We start from the raw sequence: 19413 nt of genomic DNA, 5'->3' as shown, positions 1-19413 counted from the left end.
CGCCGGAGATGCCCAGGAGACGCTGATGCCTGCCGTGCAGGAAACCATCGACCGGGTCCGCTCGATCGACCTCGACCAGTACAAGTACGGGTTTGAGACCACCATCGAGATGGAGAAGTCCGCGAAGGGCATCTCCGAGGACGTCGTGCGCTTCATCTCGGCCAAGAAGAACGAGCCCGCGTGGCTGCTGGAGTGGCGCCTCGACGCCTACAAGCGCTGGCTGACCATGAAGGAGCCGGAGTGGGCGCGGGTCTCCTACGACAAGGTCGATTACAACGACATCTACTACTATGCGGCGCCCAAGCGTCCGGCAGCGATGTCGCTCGACGAGATCGATCCTGAGATCCTGAAGACCTACGAGAAGCTCGGCATCCCGCTCCGCGAGGTCGAGGTGCTGGAGGGCATCGCGCCGGAGCGCCGCGTCGCAGTCGACGCCGTGTTCGACTCGGTCTCGGTGGCCACCACCTTCAAGAAGGAGCTGGAGAAGGCCGGCGTGATCTTCATGCCGATCTCCGAGGCCGTGCGCGAGCATCCCGAGCTGGTGAAGAAGTACCTCGGCTCGGTCGTGCCGGTGACCGACAACTTCTTCGCCACGCTCAACTCGGCCGTGTTCTCGGACGGGTCGTTCGTCTACATTCCGCCGGGCGTGCGCTGCCCGATGGAGCTGTCGACCTATTTCCGCATCAACGAGCGCGACACCGGCCAGTTCGAGCGCACGCTGATCATCGCCGACAAGGGCTCCTACGTCTCGTATCTCGAGGGCTGCACCGCCCCGAAGCGCGACGACAACCAGCTCCACGCCGCGGTGGTCGAGCTCGTCGCCCTGGACGATGCCGAGATCAAGTACTCGACGGTCCAGAACTGGTACCCGGGTGACAACGAGGGCAAGGGCGGCATCTACAACTTCGTGACCAAGCGCGGCGATTGCCGTGGCGCCCGCTCGAAGATCTCGTGGACGCAGGTCGAGACCGGCTCGGCGATCACCTGGAAGTACCCGTCCTGCATCCTGCGCGGCGACGATTCCCGCGGCGAGTTCTACTCGATCGCGGTGTCGAACGGCATGCAGCAGGTCGATTCCGGCACCAAGATGATCCATCTCGGCAAGAACACGACGAGCCGGATCATCTCGAAGGGCATCTCGGCCGGCCGGTCGCAGAACACCTACCGGGGGCTCGTCTCGGCCCACAGGAAGGCTTCCAACGCCCGGAACTTCACGAACTGCGACTCCCTGCTGATCGGCGACCAGTGCGGCGCGCACACCGTGCCCTATATCGAGTCGAAGAACGCCTCGGCGGTGTTCGAACACGAGGCGACAACCTCGAAGATCTCCGAGGACCAGAAGTTCTACTGCCAGCAGCGCGGCCTCTCCGAGGAGGAGGCGACCGCACTCATCGTCAACGGCTTCGTCCGGGACGTGCTGCAGCAGCTGCCGATGGAGTTCGCCGTCGAGGCGCAGAAGCTGATCTCGATCAGCCTGGAAGGCTCGGTGGGCTGACCGCCTGGGCGGTTTCGACGACGACGTGCTGCGGGCCGCGCATCGGCACAGCGCGCGGCACGCCGACGAGGTCAGGAGCAGCGTCCTGTGCGGATGCTTCTTCTGCCTCGAAATTTTCGCGCCGGACGAGATCGCGGGGTGGATCGCCGATGATGGCACCGCCCTCTGTCCCCGGTGTGGCATCGACGCGGTGATCGGCGATCTCTCCGGCTACCCGGCCGGGAACCTCGCGTTTCTGCGGGCGATGCGAGACGAATGGTTTTGAAGGACTTGGACTGACATGCTGGAAATCAAGAACCTCGTCGTGCAGATCGAGGACAACCGCATCCTGAACGGCCTGAACCTGACCGTGAACGACGGCGAGGTCGCGGCGATCATGGGGCCGAACGGCTCGGGCAAGTCGACCCTGTCGTACGTCATCGCCGGCAAGGAGGACTACGAGGTCCTCGACGGTGAGATCCTGCTCGACGGGCAGAACGTGCTGGAGATGGCCGCCGACGAGCGCGCCGCGGCCGGTATCTTCCTGGCCTTCCAGTACCCGCTGGAGATCCCCGGCGTCGGCACTATGACCTTCCTCAAGGCCTGCCTCAACGCGCAGCGCAAGGCGCGCGGCGAGGCGGAGCTGTCGACCCCCGACTTCATCCGGGCGGTGAACGGCGCCGCCGACAAGCTCGAGATCAACAAGGAGATGCTCAAGCGCGCCCTCAACGTCGGTTTCTCCGGCGGCGAGAAGAAGCGCATGGAGATCCTCCAGATGGCGCTGCTGCAGCCGAAGTTCTGCGTGCTCGACGAGACCGATTCAGGCCTCGACATCGACGCCCTGCGCATCGTGTCCGAGGGCGTGAACGCGCTGCGCGACAAGAACCGCTCGTTCCTGGTCATCACTCACTACCAGCGGCTGCTCAACCACATCGTGCCCGACACCGTGCACGTCATGTCGAAGGGTCAGATCGTGAAGACCGGCGGCAAGGAGCTCGCCCTCGAACTCGAGGCCTCCGGCTACGCCGAGTATCGCACCAACGAGGCGGCCTGAACCATGGCCGGCGTCACCAACCTCCGCTCCCCCGCCGAGGCCGGCCTGTCGAAGCTGTTCGAATCGGCCCGCCAGAGCTTCGCCAGCGAGACGGCGATCGCCCGCGAGGAGGCGTTCCGCTTCTTCGAGGCGACCGGCCTGCCCAGCCGCCGGGTCGAGGCCTTCAAGTACACGGATCTGCGCGCCGCCATCACCGAGGCCGCGCCGCCGGCCGATGCGCCGAGCCTCGAGGTCGCCAAGGCGGCCGTCGCGCAGGCGAAGGGCTTCTCCGGCATCGAGGCCGCGCGCCTGACCTTCGTGAACGGGCACCTCATCGGCGAACTGTCGGATCTCGATGCGATCCCCGAGGGTGTCACGGTCGTGCCGATGTCGGAGGCCCTCGCCCAGGGCCATGCCGGCCTGAAGCAGCTCGCCCCGGTCGCACAGGCCCGGGAGAACCCGGTCTACCAGCTCAACACCGCCTTCCTGGCCGATGGCGCGGTGATCACGGTCGCTGCCGGTGCGAAGCCGGTGCGGCCGCTGCATCTCCGCTTCGTGGGCACCGGCGACGCGCCGTTCTCCACGGCGACCCGCGTGCTCGTCCAGCTGGGCGAGGGCGCGGAGTTCAGCCTGCTGGAGAGCCATGAGGGAACGGACGGCCTCACCTGCCAGCCGAACGACGCCCTCGACGTGGTGGTCGGCCCGAAGGCTGCCTTCCGGCACACCCGCCTGAACATCGAGGGCGATGCCACCATCGCGCTTTCGACCCTGTCGTTGAAGGTCGAGGCCGAGGGGCAGGTGGAAACCGTGAACCTCGTGACCGGAGCAGTGCTGTCGCGCCACCAGATCTTCGTCCACATCGCGGGCGAGGACACGAACGTGGTCGTCAACGGCGCGGCCATGCTGCGCAGGGGACAGCTCGCCGACTCGACGCTGCTCGCCGACCATGCCGCCGTGGGCGGTGTCGGCCGCGAGCAGTTCAAGTGGATCATCGACGGTGACGCCACCGGCGTGTTCCAGGGCAAGATCATCGTCCGTCAGGCCGCCCAGAAGACCGACGGCAAGATGAAGTCCGACTGCCTCCTCCTCACGGACGAGGGGCAGATGATGAACAAGCCGGAGCTGGAGATCTTCGCCGACGACGTCGCCTGCGGCCACGGGGCCACCTGCGGTGCGCCGGACGACGATCTGCTGTTCTACCTGATGGCCCGCGGCCTGCCGCGCGCGATCGCCGAGAGCCTGCTCGTGCAGGCCTTCGTGGGCGAGGCGGTCGAAGCGGTCACGCACGAGGGCGCCCGCGCGGCGCTGGTCGGCGAGATCGAGGCCTGGCTGAAGGCACGGGTGTAGCATCCGCAATCCGCTCCGTCCTGCACGCGATGCGCTCTCCTCCCCCATGCGGGGAGGAGCCTGAGGTGGGAGCGGCGCCGGTCGAAGCTGGGCGGCGCCTCATGACCCACCCGCACCCCTACCCCTCCCCGCATGGGGGAGGGGGCCCGTCCTCTTCGAAGGGTGGGCGCTCAGTGAGTGAGAAGCGATGAACGCACCCGTCCTCACCCCCGCCTACGACGTCGAGGCGATCCGCAAGGATTTCCCGATCCTAGGCCAGCAGGTCTACGGCAAGAAGCTGGTCTACCTCGACAACGCCGCTTCGGCGCAGAAGCCCCGTCAGGTGATCGACGCGATGGTCTCCTGCATGGAGACCGGCTACGCCAACGTCCACCGCGGCCTGCACTACATGGCGAACGCCGCCACGGAGGGCTTCGAGGGCGCCCGTGAGACCACGCGGCAGTTCCTCAACGCCGCCTCCACGGACGAGATCATCTTCACCCGCAACGCCACCGAGGCCTACAACCTCGTGGCCTCGTCGATGGGCTGGTCCGGCCTGATCGGGGAGGGGGACGAGATCATCCTCTCGATCATGGAGCACCACTCCAACATCGTGCCCTGGCACTTCCTGCGCGAGCGCCGGGGCGCCGTGATCAAGTGGGCACCGGTGGACGACCAGGGCAACTTCCTGGTGGAGGAATACGAGAAGCTGTTCTCGCCCCGCACCAAGATGGTGGCGATCACCCACATGTCGAACGTGCTGGGCACGGTGACGCCCGCCGCGGAGATCGTGCGGATCGCCCACGCCCACGGCGTCCCGGTCCTGCTCGACGGCGCACAGAGCGCGGTCCATCAGCCCGTCGATGTGCAGGCGCTCGATTGCGACTTCTTCGTCTTCACCGGCCACAAGGTCTACGGGCCGACCGGGATCGGCGTGCTCTACGGCAAGAAGGAATGGCTGGAGCGCCTGCCGCCCTACCAGGGCGGCGGCGAGATGATCCGGACGGTGAGCGAGGACGCGGTCACCTACAACGAGCCGCCGCACAAATTCGAGGCGGGCACCCCGGCCATCATCGAGGCTGTCGGCCTCGGCGCGGCGCTGGAATACATGATGACGCTGGGACGCGACGCGATCGCCGCCCACGAGGCGAAGCTGACGGCTTACGCGCAGGAGCGGCTCGGCGCGATGAACGCCCTGCGCCTGATCGGCACGGCTGCCGGCAAGGGCGGTGTGATCGCCTTCGAGATGAAGGGCGCTCATGCCCACGATATCGCCACGGTCATCGACCGCCAGGGCGTGGCGGTCCGGGCCGGAACCCACTGCGCCATGCCGCTGCTCCAGCGGTTCGGCGTGACCTCGACCTGCCGCGCGTCCTTCGGGCTCTACAACACGACCGCCGAGATCGATGCCCTTGCCGAAGCCCTCGGCAGGGCGGAGATGCTGTTTACCTGATATCTGGATCCGAGGCTGGTCCCGTCCGCGCGGGTCCGGGGAGAGTGAAGCGATGACCACCGACGCCACCATCACGGGGGGCATGAACGCCCCCGCCGTCGAAGGCGATTCCGCGATCCCGCAGGCGGAGCTCGATCGCCTGACCGACGACATCGTCGCGGCCCTGAAGACCGTCTACGATCCCGAGATTCCGGCCGACATCTACGAACTCGGCCTGATCTACAAGGTCGATATCGGCGACGATCGGAAGGTCGCCATCGACATGACGTTGACCGCCCCGGGCTGCCCGGTGGCCGGTGAGATGCCGGGCTGGGTGGAGAATGCGGTGAGCGCCGTGCCGGGCGTCCAGTCCTGTTCGGTGACCATGGTGTTCGATCCGCCGTGGGATCAGAGCCGCATGTCGGACGAGGCGCGCGTCGCCCTCGACATGTGGTAGGGCGGACCGGCGTTCACAGGCTCCTGAACACGCATGGGCGCGTGCCGCCAGGCGCGTGACCGTGCTGGAGTTTCGCTGCTGCGACAAGGGCATAAGCCGAAACGTTGGCGTTGCGAAGGACTGGACGGCACCGGCGAACCTGCGGCGATCTACGTAGCCGTTAAGGTCTCGCTAACCATCGCGGCGCAGAGCGGAGACGGCCGCAGCAACAGCGGCAACTCCCTCGATACGGTTGGTGGAAACGGATGGCTTCGGGCTACGTGGTCGCGGCGTTCCTGGAGGCGGCCGGGCTGGTCGGCCTCGTGATCGCGGTGCTCCGGATACGGACGGAACGCCAGGCAAAGGCCGCCGAATTGCGGAGCTTTCTCCGCTCCGGGCAGATCCCGTCCGCCACCGCCGGAACGCCCCGCCGCGTGGACTTCGCGTCGCACGCGGTCGCCGTCCCGTTCACACCGGGACGCGGCAGCGGATTGCAGGGCCGCCCTTCGGCAGCCCGCTCGGCGCTCGGACGCGCCATCGTGCGCGGCGGCCCGGCCCTGCCGGCCCACCTGACCGGTGCCATCAGCGCAGGATGATGTCGAAGCCGCTGCCGAACAGAACGACGGCGCTGAGCGTCAGCATGAACTTCAGATCTTCCAGGCGCGCGCTCATGATCGATCCTCGTTGTTCGGCTGACGGGACGCCGCTGCGATGTCCGATCATCATCCAAAGCGTGGGATTCTCGCGAGTCCTTTCAGGTTCCGTTAGGGATTTACCGGCGGTTTCTGTTTACTAACGTTACCGCTGCGTTAATTCGGGATCCGCAGGCGGCGGTTCATCTTGGTCCGATCCGATGCGGCGCTACGCACCTGCTGGAAGCAGGAAGGTTCGAGCCATGGTCCCATCACCGCCCACGACCGTCCGGCGGGCGCTCGATTGGCTGTTCCGCGACAGGAACACCGGCGCCATGACGGTGGCCCAGTGGCCCAATCTGCCGCTCTGGCTGTTTGCTGGCTTCACTCTGGCCGCTTGGTCGGCGCAGGAGCACGGGCCGCTCGCATCCTGGCTGTCCCTTGGGGCGGATCTTGCGCTGGCTTGGTGGGCTGCCGATGAGCTGCTGCGCGGCGTGAATCCCTGGCGTCGATTTCTCGGCGGTGCGACGATCCTGGGATTGGCCGCGCTGTTCACCCTGCGCCACGCGGCCTAGGGCGGCATTGCCGCCACCTATAGTTGTATTTTTTGATGATGTTCCAGCGTGGAGGTTGCTTCACGCTTGCCGAATTTGGAGGCAGGCCCGCCGATCTGCCTCTACGTGCCAGCCATCCGGCCTTAAGTCGCAGCCCTCTTCCGAGGTAGAGCCATAACGGTAGGTTGCACCCGCCGCGAGAGTGTGAATGGTAGAGCCGCGCCGCGCGAACGGCGCGTGTGTGGGACCCCGTGCATTCGCGCTCGGCTGAAGGATTGGTTTCGAAGAGATCATGACGGACGCGGGCGGATTCGATCTCGACGGCGCGGCCCAGTCGGCTCGTGAGCGGGACAAGCTGCTTCGAGACATCGCCCGCATGTTGAACGTTCCGGAATCCACATTCCGGAGGCCGCCAGCCTCCGGGGGAACCCGCGGCCCGAGCGCCGCGGAATGTGCCGCGCTGCTGACGGCCTTCTCGCGCATCGAAGACCCGGATCTCCGGAAGGAGTGCGTGGCGCTGGCGGAGCGCTACGGCCGCACGTGAGGGACGCGGCGTCCTCGCGGTGCGGTGGCACACACGGGGTCTGTCAGCACCGTGATTGCCGCGTGCTATAGGGGCGCCCGCTACCGAAGACGGTCCGATCGGTCGGCCCACCGCGTTTCCGGTGCCGGCCTCATGGCTGCCGGCACCGCGCATGCCCCAGCTCGTTCCAGGCCCCGATGCCGATCATCTCCATCTCGAAGCTGTCTAAGACCTACACGTCCGGCTTCACCGCCCTGCGCGACATCGACCTCGCCATCGAGCGGGGGGAGATCTTCGCGTTGCTGGGTCCGAACGGTGCCGGCAAGTCGACGCTCATCAACATCGTCTGCGGCATCGTCACCGCCAGTTCGGGAAGCGTTCTGGTCGACGGCCACGACATCGTGGCGGATTACCGCGCCGCGCGCCGGGCGATCGGCCTCGTGCCGCAGGAACTGACCACCGACGCCTTCGAGACGGTGCTGAACACCGTGAGCTTCTCCCGCGGCCTGTTCGGGATGAAGCCCGATGCCGGGCATATCGAGCGGATCTTGCGGGCGCTGTCCCTCTGGGACAAGCGCGACAGCCGGCTGATGACCCTGTCGGGCGGGATGAAGCGGCGGGTGCTCATCGCCAAGGCGCTGTCGCACGAGCCCCGGGTGCTGTTCCTCGACGAGCCCACCGCAGGCGTCGACGTGGAGCTGCGCCAGGATATGTGGCGCCTCGTGCGCGACCTGCGCCAGCAGGGCGTCACCGTCATTCTCACCACCCATTACATCGAAGAGGCCGAGGAGATGGCCGACCGCATCGGCGTGATCCGCCGGGGCGAGATCATCCTGGTCGAGGAGAAGGCCGCGCTGATGCACAAGCTCGGGCGCAAGCGGCTGACCCTGCATCTCCAGCAGCCGATCACCGCGGTGCCGCCGGAACTCGCCGATTACGGCCTGGCGCTCTCCGGGGAGGGGAGCGAGCTGGTCTATACCTATGACACCCGCGCCGAGCGGACCGGCATCACGGGGCTTCTCACCGGCCTGGCGGCGGCGGGAATCCGCTTCAAGGACCTTCACACCGAACAGAGTTCGCTGGAGGACATCTTCGTGGGCCTCGTGCGCGAGGAGAGGGCACAGGCATGAGCGCGGCGTTCACCCTGAACTGGCCGGCGGTCCGGGCCATCTACCGGTTCGAGATGGGCCGCTTCTGGCGCACCGCCGGGCAGAGCATCCTGGCTCCGGTCATCTCGACCACCCTGTACTTCGTGGTCTTCGGCGCCGCGATCGGCTCCCGGGTTTCGGCGGTCGACGGCGTGCCCTACGGGCTGTTCATCGTGCCCGGCCTGATCATGCTCTCGCTGCTCACGCAGAGCATCTCGAACGCCTCCTTCGGCATCTACTTCCCGCGCTTCGCCGGTACGATCTACGAGATCCTGTCGGCGCCGATCTCGCCGCTCGAGGTGGTGCTGGGCTTCGTCGGCGCGGCGGCCTCCAAATCGATCCTGATCGGGCTGATCATCCTGGCGACGTCGGCCCTGTTCGTGCCGCTGCGGATCGATCACCCGCTCTGGATGCTCGGCTTCCTGCTCCTCACCGCGGTGACCTTCAGCCTGTTCGGCTTCGTCATCGGCCTGTGGGCGGACGGCTTCGAGAAGCTGCAGCTGGTGCCGCTCCTCGTCGTGACCCCGCTCACCTTCCTGGGCGGCAGCTTCTACGCGATCTCCATGCTGCCGCCCTTCTGGCACGCCGTGAGCCTGCTCAACCCGGTCGTGTACCTGATCAGCGGTTTCCGCTGGGCGTTCTTCGGCAAGGCGGACGTGAACATCGCGATCAGCCTCGGCATGACCGCTCTGTTCCTGGTGATCTGCCTCGGCCTCGTCACCTACATCTTCCGGACGGGCTACCGGCTGAAGAGCTGAGGCTTCAGGGCTGCGCGGCCAGGAAGGCCAGCACCCCGTCCCGGTGCGGCTTGGCACCGACCGCGGTGGAGTGGTCCTTGCCCTCGATCTCGAGGGCCCGGGCGTCCGGGATCAGGGCGGCGAGCCCCGGGCCGGAGCCCGCGACCGTATCGAGGGTCCCGACCGAGACCAGAACCGGGACCTCGATCTGCGCGAGTTCCCCCCGGCTCAGCGTCTGACGTGAGCCGCGCATGCACGCGGCCAGCGCCCGCAGGTCGCTGCGGGTCTGCTCGGCGAAGGTGCGGAAGGCTGCGGCCGTCGGGTTGGGCGCCGGCGTCCCGGCGGGCGCCTCCAGGGCCTCGGCGATCCCCGAGGGCAAACCCTTGCCTTCGATGAGGTGCATTCCGAGGCCGCCGATCAGGGCCGAGCGAACCCGGTCCGCATGGTCCAGGGCAATATGGGCGGTGATCCGCCCGCCCATCGAGTAGCCCATGACGTGAGCGCGCTCGATGCCGAGATGGTCGAGAAGCCGGATCGCGTCGTTGGCCATCGCGTCGGAGCTGTAGGCGGCCGGATCGTAGAGCTTCTCGCTCTCGCCGTGACCGCGGTTGTCGAGCGCGATCGCGCGGTAGCCGGCCTGGGTCAGGGCGCGCACCCACTGGGTGTTGACCCAATTGACCGCATGGTTTGACGCGAAACCATGGATCAGAAGGATCGGCTTCCCGGCCCCGTCCGCGGGCGGGACGTCGATATAGGCGATCCGCACGCCGTCGGAATTGAAGGACTCCATGCCGCGCAACCCGTGTTCATCAAGCTCGGCCACGGCTTAGACCACCGGAGCGCGCCGGAGCAACGTGGATCGATCCGCTTGCGGCTCGGGGCGCCGGCTGGCAAACCGCCCCGGTCATGACCGACATCCAGCCCTACGGCACCTATGAACCGTCCGGTCTCGTCGCGGCGATCACCCGCCGCACGAACCGGATCCCGGCCGAATCCTGGTACGGGCGGCGCCTCGCGCTGTTCCTGCGCCGGATCGCCATCGCGCGGCTCGGGGGCAAGCCCCTCGACGTGACCCGCTACGGCGCGCGGATGCGGCTGCACCCCTACAACAACAACTGCGAGAAGAAGGTGCTCTTCACCCCGCAGTTCTTCGATCCGGAGGAGCGCGCGCTGCTCCAGGAGCACTTGCCGAGGGACTGTGTGTTCCTCGACATCGGAGCCAATGTCGGCGCCTACGCCCTGTGCGTGGCCGCCTTCTCGGGCCCGGGCGCACGGATCGTCGCGGTCGAACCGCAGCCCGACGTGTTCGACCGCCTGACCTACAACATCGCCCAGAACCCGTTCCACACCGTGAAGGCGGTCGCCTGCGCGGTAGCCGACAAGGCGGGCGAGCTGACCCTGTTCATCGATCCGCGCAACCGCGGCGAGTCGAGCCTGCGCATCGTCGGCACCAACGAGGGTGCGCGGATCACCGTCCCGGCGGTGACCCTCCTCGATCTCCTGCGGAGCGAGGGCCTCACCCGGGTCGATGCGGTCAAGCTCGACGTCGAGGGCGCCGAGGACCTCATCCTGGAGCCGTTCCTGCGCGAGGCGCCGGACGCGCTCCTGCCGCGGATCCTGCTGATCGAGAACGGCACCGGTCAGTGGCAGCTCGACCTGCTGCAGCATCTGGCGCGCTACGGCTATCGCGAGATCGCCCGCTCCCGGCTGAACCTGATGTTCGAGCGCAGCACCGTCAGGGCGGCGTGACCACCGGAATCTCCCCGGCGAGGACGACGCCCTCCGGCCCGACGGCGCATCGGTAGGCCCGGACCGCCACACCCGCCGCTCGCGCCTCCCGGAACGCCCGGTCGAAGGTGGGGTCGATGTCCCGGGCGACGTCGAACGCCTCGGCCTTCATCTGCACGACGATGATCACCAGCGCCCGGCCCCCCTCGGCCACGACCTGAGCCAGGTCGCGCATGTGCCGGGCGCTGCGGGCGGCTTTGCAATCCGGGAATTCCGCGAGGCCCGCCCGACGCATCATGTGACAGTTCTTCACCTCGACGTGGCAGGAGCCGGCCACCGCGCCGCTCGCCAGGAAATCGACCCGGCTGGCCTCGGCATAGCGGACCTCCGGCTTCAGCGTGTCGTGGCCGGCGAGCGCCGTGATCGCGCCGGCGCGAAAGGCCTCGGCCACGAGGGCGTTCGGGCGCAGGGTGTTGATGCCGACCCATTGCAGCCCCCCGGGCAGGTCGGCCTCCACCAGCTCCCAGGTCAGCGGCAGCTTGCGTGCCGGATTGGTCGAGCGCGACAGCAGCACCCGGGCGCCGGGCGTGTTCAGCCCGAGCATCGCTCCGGGATTGGGACAGTGCACCGTGACCCGTCCCTCATCGGTATCGATGTCGGCCAGGAAGCGCTTGTAGCGTTGCACGAGCCGTCCCGGCACGAGCGGCGCGGCGAACTGCATCGGATCCTCGGGGTTCACGTAGTCGCGGGCAGCGGTTGCGCTATCTGCCTGCAGGCCCCGCCCGACGCCAGAGTTCCATGCCCCAGCCTTCCGAATCCGTCACCGCCGCGATCCTCGTCATCGGCGATGAGATCCTCTCGGGTCGCACCAAGGACAAGAACATCGGCACGATCGCCGACTTCCTCACCGCCGCCGGCATCGACCTGCGCGAGGTGCGGATCGTGCCTGACGAGGCCGCCATGATCGTCGAGGCGGTCAACGCCCTGCGTGCCCGCTACACCTATCTGTTCACCACCGGCGGGATCGGCCCGACCCACGACGACATCACCGCCGATTGCGTGGCCGAGGCCTTCGGGGTCGGCATCGATGTCGATGAGCGGGCGCGTGCGATGCTGCTGGAGCGGCACAAGCCCGAGGACCTGAACGCGGCGCGCCTGCGCATGGCGCGGATTCCGTTCGGAGCCGACCTGATCGCCAACCCGGTCTCGAAGGCGCCGGGCTTCCGCCTCGGCAATGTCCACGTGATGGCCGGCGTGCCCGGCATCATGCAGGCCATGCTGGATTCGATCGCCCCGACGCTGACAGGCGGCGCCGCGATGCTGTCCGAGACGATCGAGGCGGCCGGCCTGCCGGAGGGCAACTACGCGGGCGACCTCGGCGAGATCGCCAAGGCGCGGCCGGCCGTCTCCATCGGCTCGTATCCCGCGATGACTCCGGACGGTTTTCGCAACCGGATCGTCGTGCGCAGCCGGGACGCGCAGGCGCTCGCGGAGGCGCGGAGCGCGGTCGAGGCGCTGGTGGCGCGTCTCTCGGCCTGACGGACTATCCTGCATCCGATCGGATCGAGTTGCGTTGCGGAGCTGGGCGGATGGTTCGGGACAAGAATAAGCGCGGCGATCCGGAGGCTCGGCGCGACGCGTTGCTGAAGGAGGTCTCCGAGATCGTCCGGCCCGATGCCTACGTCCTGCACGAGGTCATCCGGCTCGGCGGCGACGAGGAGCTGCGGCGCCACGGCCTCGCCCTGTTCCTCTCGGCCTTCGCCGCCGGCCTGAGCATCGCGCTGTCCCTGATCGTGCCGGGGGTCCTGCGGAGCCACCTGCCCGAGACCGATTGGGCCAAGATCGTGAGTTCGATGGGCTATGCGGTGGGATTTCTGGTCGTCGTCCTCGGGCGCCAGCAGCTCTTCACCGAGAACACGATCACGCCGATCCTGCCGCTGCTGCACGACCGCTCGGTGAAGACGGGCCTCCGGGTCATCCGGCTCTGGACCATCGTGCTGTCGGGCAACATCCTGGGAACGCTGGCGATCGCGACGCTGCTCGCCCATTCGGGCGCCTTCGAGCCGCCGGTCCTCAAGGCTTTCGCGGAGATCAGCCACGATGCCATAGCGCACGGCTTCTGGGCGACGTTCATCAAGGCGGTCTTCGCCGGCTGGATGATCGCCCTGATGGTCTGGTTCCTCCCCGCCACGGCCAGCGCGGCGCCGTTCGTGATCCTGCTGATGACGTGGCTCGTGGCGCTCTGCAGCCTCGCCCACATCGTCGCCGGCTCCGTGGAGGCCTTCTACCTGGTCGTTACGGGGGCGGCCTCAATGGGCGATTACGGGCTGAAGTTCTTTCTCCCCACGCTCCTCGGCAACACCTTCGGCGGCGTGGCGCTGGTGGCGGTGCTGAATTACGGGCAGGTCGCCCCGGAGGTGGAGGAGACCAAGGCCGTCGAGGGCGAGCGGGCGGATTAGACCCGGACGCCCGGTCCAGAACCGGTCCTGCCACCGCGCGGATCGAGCGCGGTCCGCCCCAACGCGGCCCTGAGCCGATGCGGCGACGGCCGGACGGCTGGCGCCGACCGAGACGACGCCCGGCGTCGCCGTGCAGAGGCCTCGCAGTTCCCGAAACGAAAAAAGCCGCCCGAAGGCGGCTTCTCCCTGCGGCGATGCCGGTGCGGTCAGGACCGCATGCGGGTCCGGACCTCGCCGAGGCTCGCACGGATCAGGCCCTGCGCCGCCTCGCCCTGCATCCGCTCGCGCAGGATGGTCTCCGATACCTTCACCGCAGCCTCCGCGGCAGCGGCGCGGACCTGGGCCTCGGCCTGCGCCTCGGCCTGGGCGATCTTCGTCTCGGCAGCCTTGGTGCGGCGGGCAAGGAAGTCATCGAGCTTGCGGTGACCCTCCTCGGCGGCGCGCGCGGCCTCCTCGCGGGCACCGGCGACGATCGACTCGGCCTCCTTCTCGGCCTCGGCGCGACGGCGCTTATAGTCGGCGAGTACGGCGGCCGCCTCCTCGCGCAGGCGCTTGGCCTCGTCGAGTTCGTGGCGGACGCGGTTGGCGCGGCCGTCCAGACCCTTGGTCATCGTCGAGAAGGCACCGGCCTTCCAGGCGATGCCCATGAAGATGACGAACGCGACGGCGACCCAGAATTCGGCTTCGAGCAGCATCGTGGGATCCCGTTCAGTGTGCGGTGGCGTCGAGGGCGCGGTCGAGGGTGGCCCGGTCGGGGGCCTGACCCGTCAGACGCTCGACGATCGCCGAAGCGGCCTCGCCCGCGATGGAGCGGACATTGCCCATGGCGGCTTCAGTCCGCGTGCGGATCGTCGCCTCGGCAGCGACGAGCTTGGCGTTCAGCTCCGCCTCCAGCGTCTTTCGCTTGGTCTCGGCCTCGGCGGCCAGCGTGTTCCGGGTGGTCTGCGCGATGTCGCGCGCCTTGCCCTGGGCATCCCGGAGGGCGGTCTCGAAGGCCACGCCGGCGGCATCCGCCTCGGCCTTCATCGCCTGCGCCTGGTCCAGGTCGGCACGCAGGCGCTCGGCGCGGGCGTGCAGGATCGACTGGATCCGCGGCAGCGCGATCTTGTCCATCAGGTAGTAGAGGAGCCCGAAGGCCAGGGCGAGCCAGATCAGCTGCGCCAGGAAGCCCGACGTCTCGAAGGGCGGGAAGGCGCCCGAATGCGCTTCCGTATGCTCGACATGGCCCGGCACGAGCTTCGTGTCGGCGCCCGGGGGCGGCGTGGTGAGGGGATTGGGCTGCGCCATGAGACCGCTACACTGACACCGTTCGGTGAGGCCACCGCCGGCGCGGTGACGGACGAAGGCGGACGCCCCGTCGCGGGAGCGTCCACCCGTTCATCGGGCCGGAGCCCGGGAGGAGACCGCGGGGACCGCGGCCTCCGGGACGCCGATCAGACGGCGAAGAGCAGCAGCAGGGCGATCAGCAGCGAGAAGATGCCGAGCGCCTCGGTGAGGGCGAAGCCCAGGAGCAGGGTGGCGCGCTGGCCGTCGGCCGCAGACGGGTTGCGAAGGGCGCCGGCGAGGAACTGACCGAACAGGTTGCCGAGGCCGATGCCCGCACCCGCCATGCCGAGGCAGGCGAGGCCGGCGCCGATGTACTTCGCAGCGACGGGATCCATGGTAACTCCTGAGGTCTCTTCAGATCGAAACGTGCAGTGACGTTTGCGGCGGGTGGAGCCGGCCAGGTCTGACGACTAGTGGCCGGGGTGAAGGGCGTCGTTGAGGTAGATCGCCGTCAGCGTCGCGAAGACGTATGCCTGAAGCGCCGCAACGAGGAACTCGAGAGCGGTCAGCGCGATCGTCAGGAACAGCGGGAGCGGCGATAGCACGCTCCAGGCGCCTGCGAGAAGAAGCTGGACCACGAAGAAGGCGAAGATCTTCATCGCGATGTGGCCGGCCAGCATGTTGGCGAACAGACGGACCGACAGGCTGATCGGGCGCGAGATGAACGAGATCACCTCGATCGGCACCAGGATCGCGAGAAGCGGCTTCGGCACGCCCGACGGCACGAACAGGCCGAAGAAATGGGTGCCGTGCTTCATCACACCGAAGATCACCACGGTGGAGATCACCAGCGCCGCGAGGCCGAAGGTGATGATCAGGTGGCTGGTCACCGCGAAGGCGTAGGGGATCATCCCGAAGAGGTTCAGGACGAGCACGAACATGAACAGCGAGAACACCAGCGGCAGGAACCGCTTGCCGCCGTCGCCGGTCGCCTGATGCACGGTATCGGCGATGAATTCGTAGAAGATCTCGGCCAGCGCCTGCATGCGGCCCGGCACGACCGAGCGCGACGCCGTCGCCACGATGGTGATCAGCGCGATCACCCCGACAGCCGCGAACATGTAGAGGGCGGACTGTGTGAACGCGAGCTGCTGATGGCCGATATGGCCCAGCGAAACGAGCGGCTTCAGCTCGAACTGATGAATCGGGTCGATCGTGACCGCCATTCCCGCTTCCGCCCTTCTTGTCCGGCGCGCCGACGGGTGTCGGCCGCCCCACATTCCCTACCGATCGGCGCGCCTTATGGCTCCTGCCGATCGCGCCGTCCCGGACGCGCGCCGGCGAAACCCGACACCCGCATCACGTTGTAGATCCCCGCGACGAACCCCAGCATCAGGAGGACGATCAGGCCCCAGGGCTTCGTCCCGAAGACATGATCGACGATCCAGCCGAGTATGCCCCCTGCGATCACGCCCGCGACGAACTCCGTGGAGATCGTCATGGCCTGGCCCAGCGAGGATGGCCCGCCGTTCCGAGGGCGCGTCGATGGATCGGGAGCAGCCTGCGGCCGCTTCCGTTCGATCTGCGTCTCGAGACGTCTGAGCCTCGCGGAGAGTTCGCTGTCCGTCGGCGTCTGCTGGGTCCCTTTCCCGTCCCTCTGGTCGTCGCCGTTCACGGCTCAAAACTCATCGGGCAGGAGGATCTGGAACCCGCTGGACACCCCCAGCAAGCGGGGCGCACCATAGTTTCGCCTATCTTGAGTGTCAAGGCGAACCCCATACACAGTAAGTCTTTGATTTTGAGTTGGAATTCCAGCTTCAAGCGACGCGCCGGAGCCGCGTTGCGCACAAGGCTCCGGCAGGGCTCTCAGGCCCCGATCAGCGGCTTGATCACCTTCTCCATCCCCTCGACGGTCATCTCGCCGGTATAGCGCTCGCCGTTGATGAAGAAGGTCGGGGTCGAATCGACCTTGAACACGTCGAGGCCGCGCTGCTTCACGGCGTTGACCGCACTGTAGATCTTCTGGTCCTTCAGGCAGGCCTCGAAGGTCTGCTTGTTGTAGCCGGCCTGCCGGAGCATTTGCTCCAGGGCGTCCACAGGCTTGGGCGTGAAGGCCCAGGCCGGCTGCTGGTCGAACAGCAGGTCGGTGATCGGGTAATACTTGGAATCGCCCTGGCAGCGCGCCAGCATGAAAGCCGCCGTCGCCAGCGGGTCGAGGGGGAACTCACGGAGCGTGAACCGCACCTTGCCGGTGTCGATGTAGCGCTCCTTGAGGGTCGGCCAGGTGTTCCGGTGGAAGGCCGCGCAGTGCGAGCAGGTCATCGACGCGTATTCGATGATCGTGCACTTGGCGTCCGCCGGGCCGAGCCAGACATCGCCGAGGGGACCCGGCTGCAGCAGCGCGGCCATCTCGGAATTCTGTGCCCGGGCGGGCCGCGCGAGGTAGGGCAGGGCGAGACCGGCGCCGAGGGCGAGGCCGGAGAATTTGAGAGCGTCGCGTCGCGTCGTCATCGGGCAGGCTCCGCCGGATTGAACAGTCGTGGCGTTCCGAAGCCGGTACTCGGGCGCGACCGTCCTGGCAAGGTGACCGAATCGACCGCTCACCGGTCCGGGCGCGTCGCCACCGCGGCGATGCCGAGGCGATCGAGGGCGGCGCGCAGGCCGTCATCGGCGATCCCCGCTACGGCGCGCTGCACCTCAACGGCGGCGGCCGGATCGATGCGGGCGGGGGAGGGCGCTCGGGCGCCGCGCCCGACCCGGTCCTGCTGCAGAACGATCCGCGAGACGCAGGCCCAGCCGTAATGGGCGTTGATCCGCTGGATCACCACCGGCGCGAGATGCTGCAGCTCGAGGGCGAAGACGCCCTCGACGCGCACCACCAGCGTCCCGGATTCGGGCGTGCCGGCATCCTTCCGGCGACGCTTGGGCCATTCGAGCTTGGAAGGCCGGCAATATCGCGCGAGCCGTTCGCCGACGATCTCCGGCCAGGCGGCCAGGATGTCGGTCGACGCGAAGCCCTGCGCCGCGAAGGCAGGTCCGATGCAGCTCTCGATCAGCTCGGCCAGCGGTTTGACGCGCGCCATGGTGGTTCCGGCCCTGTGGATCCGCGAAGGTTAGCGCAGGATGGTTGACGAAGGGAGCACGGGGCCGCGCTGTCATCGCCCTATGATCGCCGCCGACCTGCGGCTATGCAGCCTGAACGCATGCCGACCCGCACCGCCACGGATCCCAAGCCCGGCCCCGAACCGCGCGCCGACGAGCTGCTCGCCTGGTACGACCGGCATCGGCGGGTGCTGCCCTGGCGGGCGCTCGCCGGCGAGGTGCCCGATCCCTACCGGGTCTGGCTCTCCGAGGTGATGCTGCAGCAGACCACGATCGCGGCGGTCCGGCCGTATTTCGAGCGGTTCCTCACCCGCTTCCCCGACGTGTTCGCCCTGGCCGACGCCCCCGAGGAGGCGGTGATGTCGGCCTGGGCCGGGCTCGGCTACTATTCCCGCGCGCGCAACCTGCACGCCTGCGCGAAGGCGGTCGCGGCGGCCGGCGGGCGCTTCCCCGACACGGCCGAGGGCCTGCGCAAGCTCCCGGGGATCGGCGCCTATACGGCGGGCGCGATCGCGGCGATCGCCTTCGACCGGCCGGAGGCCGCCGTCGACGGCAATGTCGAGCGGGTCCTGAGCCGGGCCTACGCGGTGGAGACGCCACTGCCGGGCAGCCGGCCGGAGATCCGCCGCCTGACGCAGGCGCTGGTCCCGGAGGACCGGCCCGGCGACTTCGCCCAGGCGCTCATGGATCTCGGCGCGACGATCTGCACGCCCAAGCGCCCCGCCTGCGCCCTCTGCCCGTGGATGCTGCCCTGCCGCGCCCGGTCGCTCGGCACCCAGCAGACGTTCCCGCGCAAGATCAAGGTCGCCAAGGGCGCGCTCCGCCGCGGTGCGGCCTTCGTGGTCATCCGCAGCGGCGACGAGGCGGTGCTGCTGCGGACGCGCGCGCCGGAGGGGCTGCTCGGCAACATGGCCGAGCCGCCGGGCAGCGCCTGGGAGCCGGACTACGACGTCGCCGCCGCCCTCCTGGACGCGCCGCTGGATGCCCGGTGGAAGCGGCTTCCGGGGCTCGTGCGCCACGGCTTTACGCATTTTCCCCTGGAGCTGACGGTCTTCGTGGCCCGTGTCGCGCTCGCGACACCGGTTCCGGCCGGCATGCGCTTCACCCCGCGCAGCGCCCTCGACGACGAGCCGCTCCCCGGCCTGATGCGCAAGGTCCTGGCCCACGCCTTCGATCCGAAGCCGGAGCCCGAGGCGAAGCCGCGCGGACGCCCCCGGAAGGAGCCGCCGCCGATGCCGCTCCTCGCGGCGATGGAGGCGCCGGTATCAATGCCGGATCCGGACCCGCGCCCGCGCGTGCGGGCCGTTCCGAAGCCCCAGCCGAGGCCGGCGCCCGCGCCACCGCCCGAAACGGACGATCTGCATGAGGGCGAGGTGGAGCCGCCCGCGACACCGACCTCGCCGCGGCGCCGGGGTCCGGCCCGAAGACGGCCCTGACCCGGTCGCACCGCACGTCCGGGGCTGCCAGCAGGCGCGAGCCCCGGAATCCAGCGACCCTGCCGGTCCGGGACGGTGCGTTCAAGCTCAGTGCCGGCGCGGTTCCGGATTCCGGGCGCAGCGACGG

General features: G+C 68.4%; 24 protein-coding genes. 15 read left to right on the top strand and 9 right to left on the bottom strand.

The genetic code is table 11. The features are described 5' to 3' along the window. Positions 1-25: 25 nt before the first annotated feature. From sufB to ABC766_RS05670, 11 genes are all read left to right on the top strand, one after another. Positions 26-1495: a Fe-S cluster assembly protein SufB gene (gene sufB / locus ABC766_RS05720; RefSeq protein WP_043351940.1), complete on the top strand. Its 1470-nt coding sequence runs from the start codon at positions 26-28 to the stop codon at positions 1493-1495. Positions 1496-1520: 25 nt separating this feature from the next. Further along, positions 1521-1760, top strand: a complete 240-nt coding sequence (locus tag ABC766_RS05715; RefSeq protein WP_345821468.1) for a cytoplasmic protein — start codon at positions 1521-1523, stop codon at positions 1758-1760. A 15-nt stretch (positions 1761-1775) separates the two neighbouring features. Then, a complete protein-coding gene (sufC, locus tag ABC766_RS05710) occupies positions 1776-2528 on the top strand; it encodes a Fe-S cluster assembly ATPase SufC (protein ID WP_043351937.1) in 753 nt (250 codons plus the stop codon). Positions 2529-2531: 3 nt separating this feature from the next. Beyond that, positions 2532-3854 (top strand): SufB/SufD family protein, encoded by a 1323-nt coding sequence (locus ABC766_RS05705; protein WP_043351935.1) that lies wholly within the window; start codon positions 2532-2534, stop codon positions 3852-3854. Positions 3855-4041: 187 nt separating this feature from the next. Next, a complete protein-coding gene (locus ABC766_RS05700) occupies positions 4042-5286 on the top strand; it encodes a cysteine desulfurase (RefSeq protein ID WP_345821467.1) in 1245 nt (414 codons plus the stop codon). 52 nt (positions 5287-5338) lie between these two features. After that, on the top strand, positions 5339-5722 hold the full coding sequence (locus tag ABC766_RS05695) for an SUF system Fe-S cluster assembly protein (RefSeq protein WP_043351932.1): 384 nt from the start codon (positions 5339-5341) through the stop codon (positions 5720-5722). A 245-nt stretch (positions 5723-5967) separates the two neighbouring features. Further along, the gene (locus ABC766_RS05690; RefSeq protein WP_043351931.1) at positions 5968-6297 is read left to right on the top strand and encodes a hypothetical protein; all 330 of its coding nucleotides are present in this window, start codon (positions 5968-5970) and stop codon (positions 6295-6297) included. 299 nt (positions 6298-6596) lie between these two features. Next, positions 6597-6908 carry a hypothetical protein gene (locus tag ABC766_RS05685; RefSeq protein WP_345821466.1) on the top strand — a complete coding sequence of 104 codons (312 nt, stop codon included), beginning with the start codon at positions 6597-6599 and terminating at the stop codon, positions 6906-6908. A gap of 271 nt (positions 6909-7179) precedes the next feature. Continuing rightward, entirely contained in the window at positions 7180-7431 is a 252-nt protein-coding gene (locus tag ABC766_RS05680; RefSeq protein ID WP_043351927.1) for a hypothetical protein, read from the top strand. A gap of 176 nt (positions 7432-7607) precedes the next feature. After that, positions 7608-8540: an ABC transporter ATP-binding protein gene (locus tag ABC766_RS05675; protein WP_043351926.1), complete on the top strand. Its 933-nt coding sequence runs from the start codon at positions 7608-7610 to the stop codon at positions 8538-8540. Next, positions 8537-9316 carry an ABC transporter permease gene (locus tag ABC766_RS05670; protein ID WP_043351924.1) on the top strand — a complete coding sequence of 260 codons (780 nt, stop codon included), beginning with the start codon at positions 8537-8539 and terminating at the stop codon, positions 9314-9316. Before ABC766_RS05675 ends, ABC766_RS05670 begins: the two co-directional genes overlap by 4 nt. A gap of 4 nt (positions 9317-9320) precedes the next feature. On the opposite strand, the gene ABC766_RS05665 is transcribed toward ABC766_RS05670, so the two are convergent. Then, on the bottom strand, positions 9321-10085 hold the full coding sequence (locus ABC766_RS05665) for an alpha/beta fold hydrolase (RefSeq protein ID WP_043351922.1): 765 nt from the start codon (positions 10083-10085) through the stop codon (positions 9321-9323). 116 nt (positions 10086-10201) lie between these two features. Here ABC766_RS05665 and ABC766_RS05660 point away from each other — a divergent pair, with 116 nt between their 5' ends. Continuing rightward, positions 10202-11044 (top strand): FkbM family methyltransferase, encoded by an 843-nt coding sequence (locus ABC766_RS05660; protein ID WP_075379675.1) that lies wholly within the window; start codon positions 10202-10204, stop codon positions 11042-11044. Here the strand turns inward: ABC766_RS05660 and sfsA are convergent. Next, positions 11031-11744, bottom strand: coding sequence for a DNA/RNA nuclease SfsA (sfsA, locus tag ABC766_RS05655; protein ID WP_345821461.1), 714 nt, complete (start codon positions 11742-11744; stop codon positions 11031-11033). The two genes, ABC766_RS05660 and sfsA, sit on opposite strands and share 14 nt — an antisense overlap. A gap of 77 nt (positions 11745-11821) precedes the next feature. Between sfsA and ABC766_RS05650 the strand changes: the two genes are divergently transcribed. Then, the gene (locus tag ABC766_RS05650; RefSeq protein ID WP_043755823.1) at positions 11822-12562 is read left to right on the top strand and encodes a competence/damage-inducible protein A; all 741 of its coding nucleotides are present in this window, start codon (positions 11822-11824) and stop codon (positions 12560-12562) included. Positions 12563-12612: 50 nt separating this feature from the next. Next, entirely contained in the window at positions 12613-13482 is an 870-nt protein-coding gene (locus ABC766_RS05645; protein WP_043755825.1) for a formate/nitrite transporter family protein, read from the top strand. 206 nt (positions 13483-13688) lie between these two features. On the opposite strand, the gene ABC766_RS05640 is transcribed toward ABC766_RS05645, so the two are convergent. From ABC766_RS05640 to ABC766_RS05610, 7 genes are all read right to left on the bottom strand, one after another. Further along, positions 13689-14174 (bottom strand): ATP F0F1 synthase subunit B, encoded by a 486-nt coding sequence (locus ABC766_RS05640; RefSeq protein ID WP_170861837.1) that lies wholly within the window; start codon positions 14172-14174, stop codon positions 13689-13691. A gap of 16 nt (positions 14175-14190) precedes the next feature. Next, positions 14191-14769 carry a F0F1 ATP synthase subunit B' gene (locus ABC766_RS05635; protein ID WP_345821459.1) on the bottom strand — a complete coding sequence of 193 codons (579 nt, stop codon included), beginning with the start codon at positions 14767-14769 and terminating at the stop codon, positions 14191-14193. A gap of 146 nt (positions 14770-14915) precedes the next feature. Beyond that, positions 14916-15143, bottom strand: a complete 228-nt coding sequence (locus ABC766_RS05630; protein ID WP_007566773.1) for a F0F1 ATP synthase subunit C — start codon at positions 15141-15143, stop codon at positions 14916-14918. 75 nt (positions 15144-15218) lie between these two features. After that, the gene (locus ABC766_RS05625; RefSeq protein ID WP_043351912.1) at positions 15219-15974 is read right to left on the bottom strand and encodes a F0F1 ATP synthase subunit A; all 756 of its coding nucleotides are present in this window, start codon (positions 15972-15974) and stop codon (positions 15219-15221) included. Positions 15975-16048: 74 nt separating this feature from the next. Beyond that, positions 16049-16423, bottom strand: coding sequence for an AtpZ/AtpI family protein (locus ABC766_RS05620; RefSeq protein WP_043351911.1), 375 nt, complete (start codon positions 16421-16423; stop codon positions 16049-16051). A 191-nt stretch (positions 16424-16614) separates the two neighbouring features. Beyond that, a complete protein-coding gene (locus tag ABC766_RS05615) occupies positions 16615-17259 on the bottom strand; it encodes a DsbA family protein (RefSeq protein WP_043351909.1) in 645 nt (214 codons plus the stop codon). A gap of 89 nt (positions 17260-17348) precedes the next feature. Further along, complete coding sequence (locus ABC766_RS05610) at positions 17349-17831, bottom strand: DUF721 domain-containing protein (protein WP_043383805.1); 483 nt, start codon at positions 17829-17831, stop codon at positions 17349-17351. A gap of 120 nt (positions 17832-17951) precedes the next feature. On the opposite strand from ABC766_RS05610, the gene mutY reads away from it, so the two are divergent. Further along, a complete protein-coding gene (gene mutY, locus ABC766_RS05605) occupies positions 17952-19286 on the top strand; it encodes an A/G-specific adenine glycosylase (RefSeq protein ID WP_345821446.1) in 1335 nt (444 codons plus the stop codon). Positions 19287-19413 lie beyond the last annotated feature (127 nt).

Source organism: Methylobacterium fujisawaense (assembly GCF_039619325.1).
In the GTDB taxonomy this organism is placed as follows: domain Bacteria; phylum Pseudomonadota; class Alphaproteobacteria; order Rhizobiales; family Beijerinckiaceae; genus Methylobacterium; species Methylobacterium fujisawaense.
Note: the sequence above shows the minus strand (reverse complement) of the source record. Positions and strands in the feature narration are given on the sequence as shown.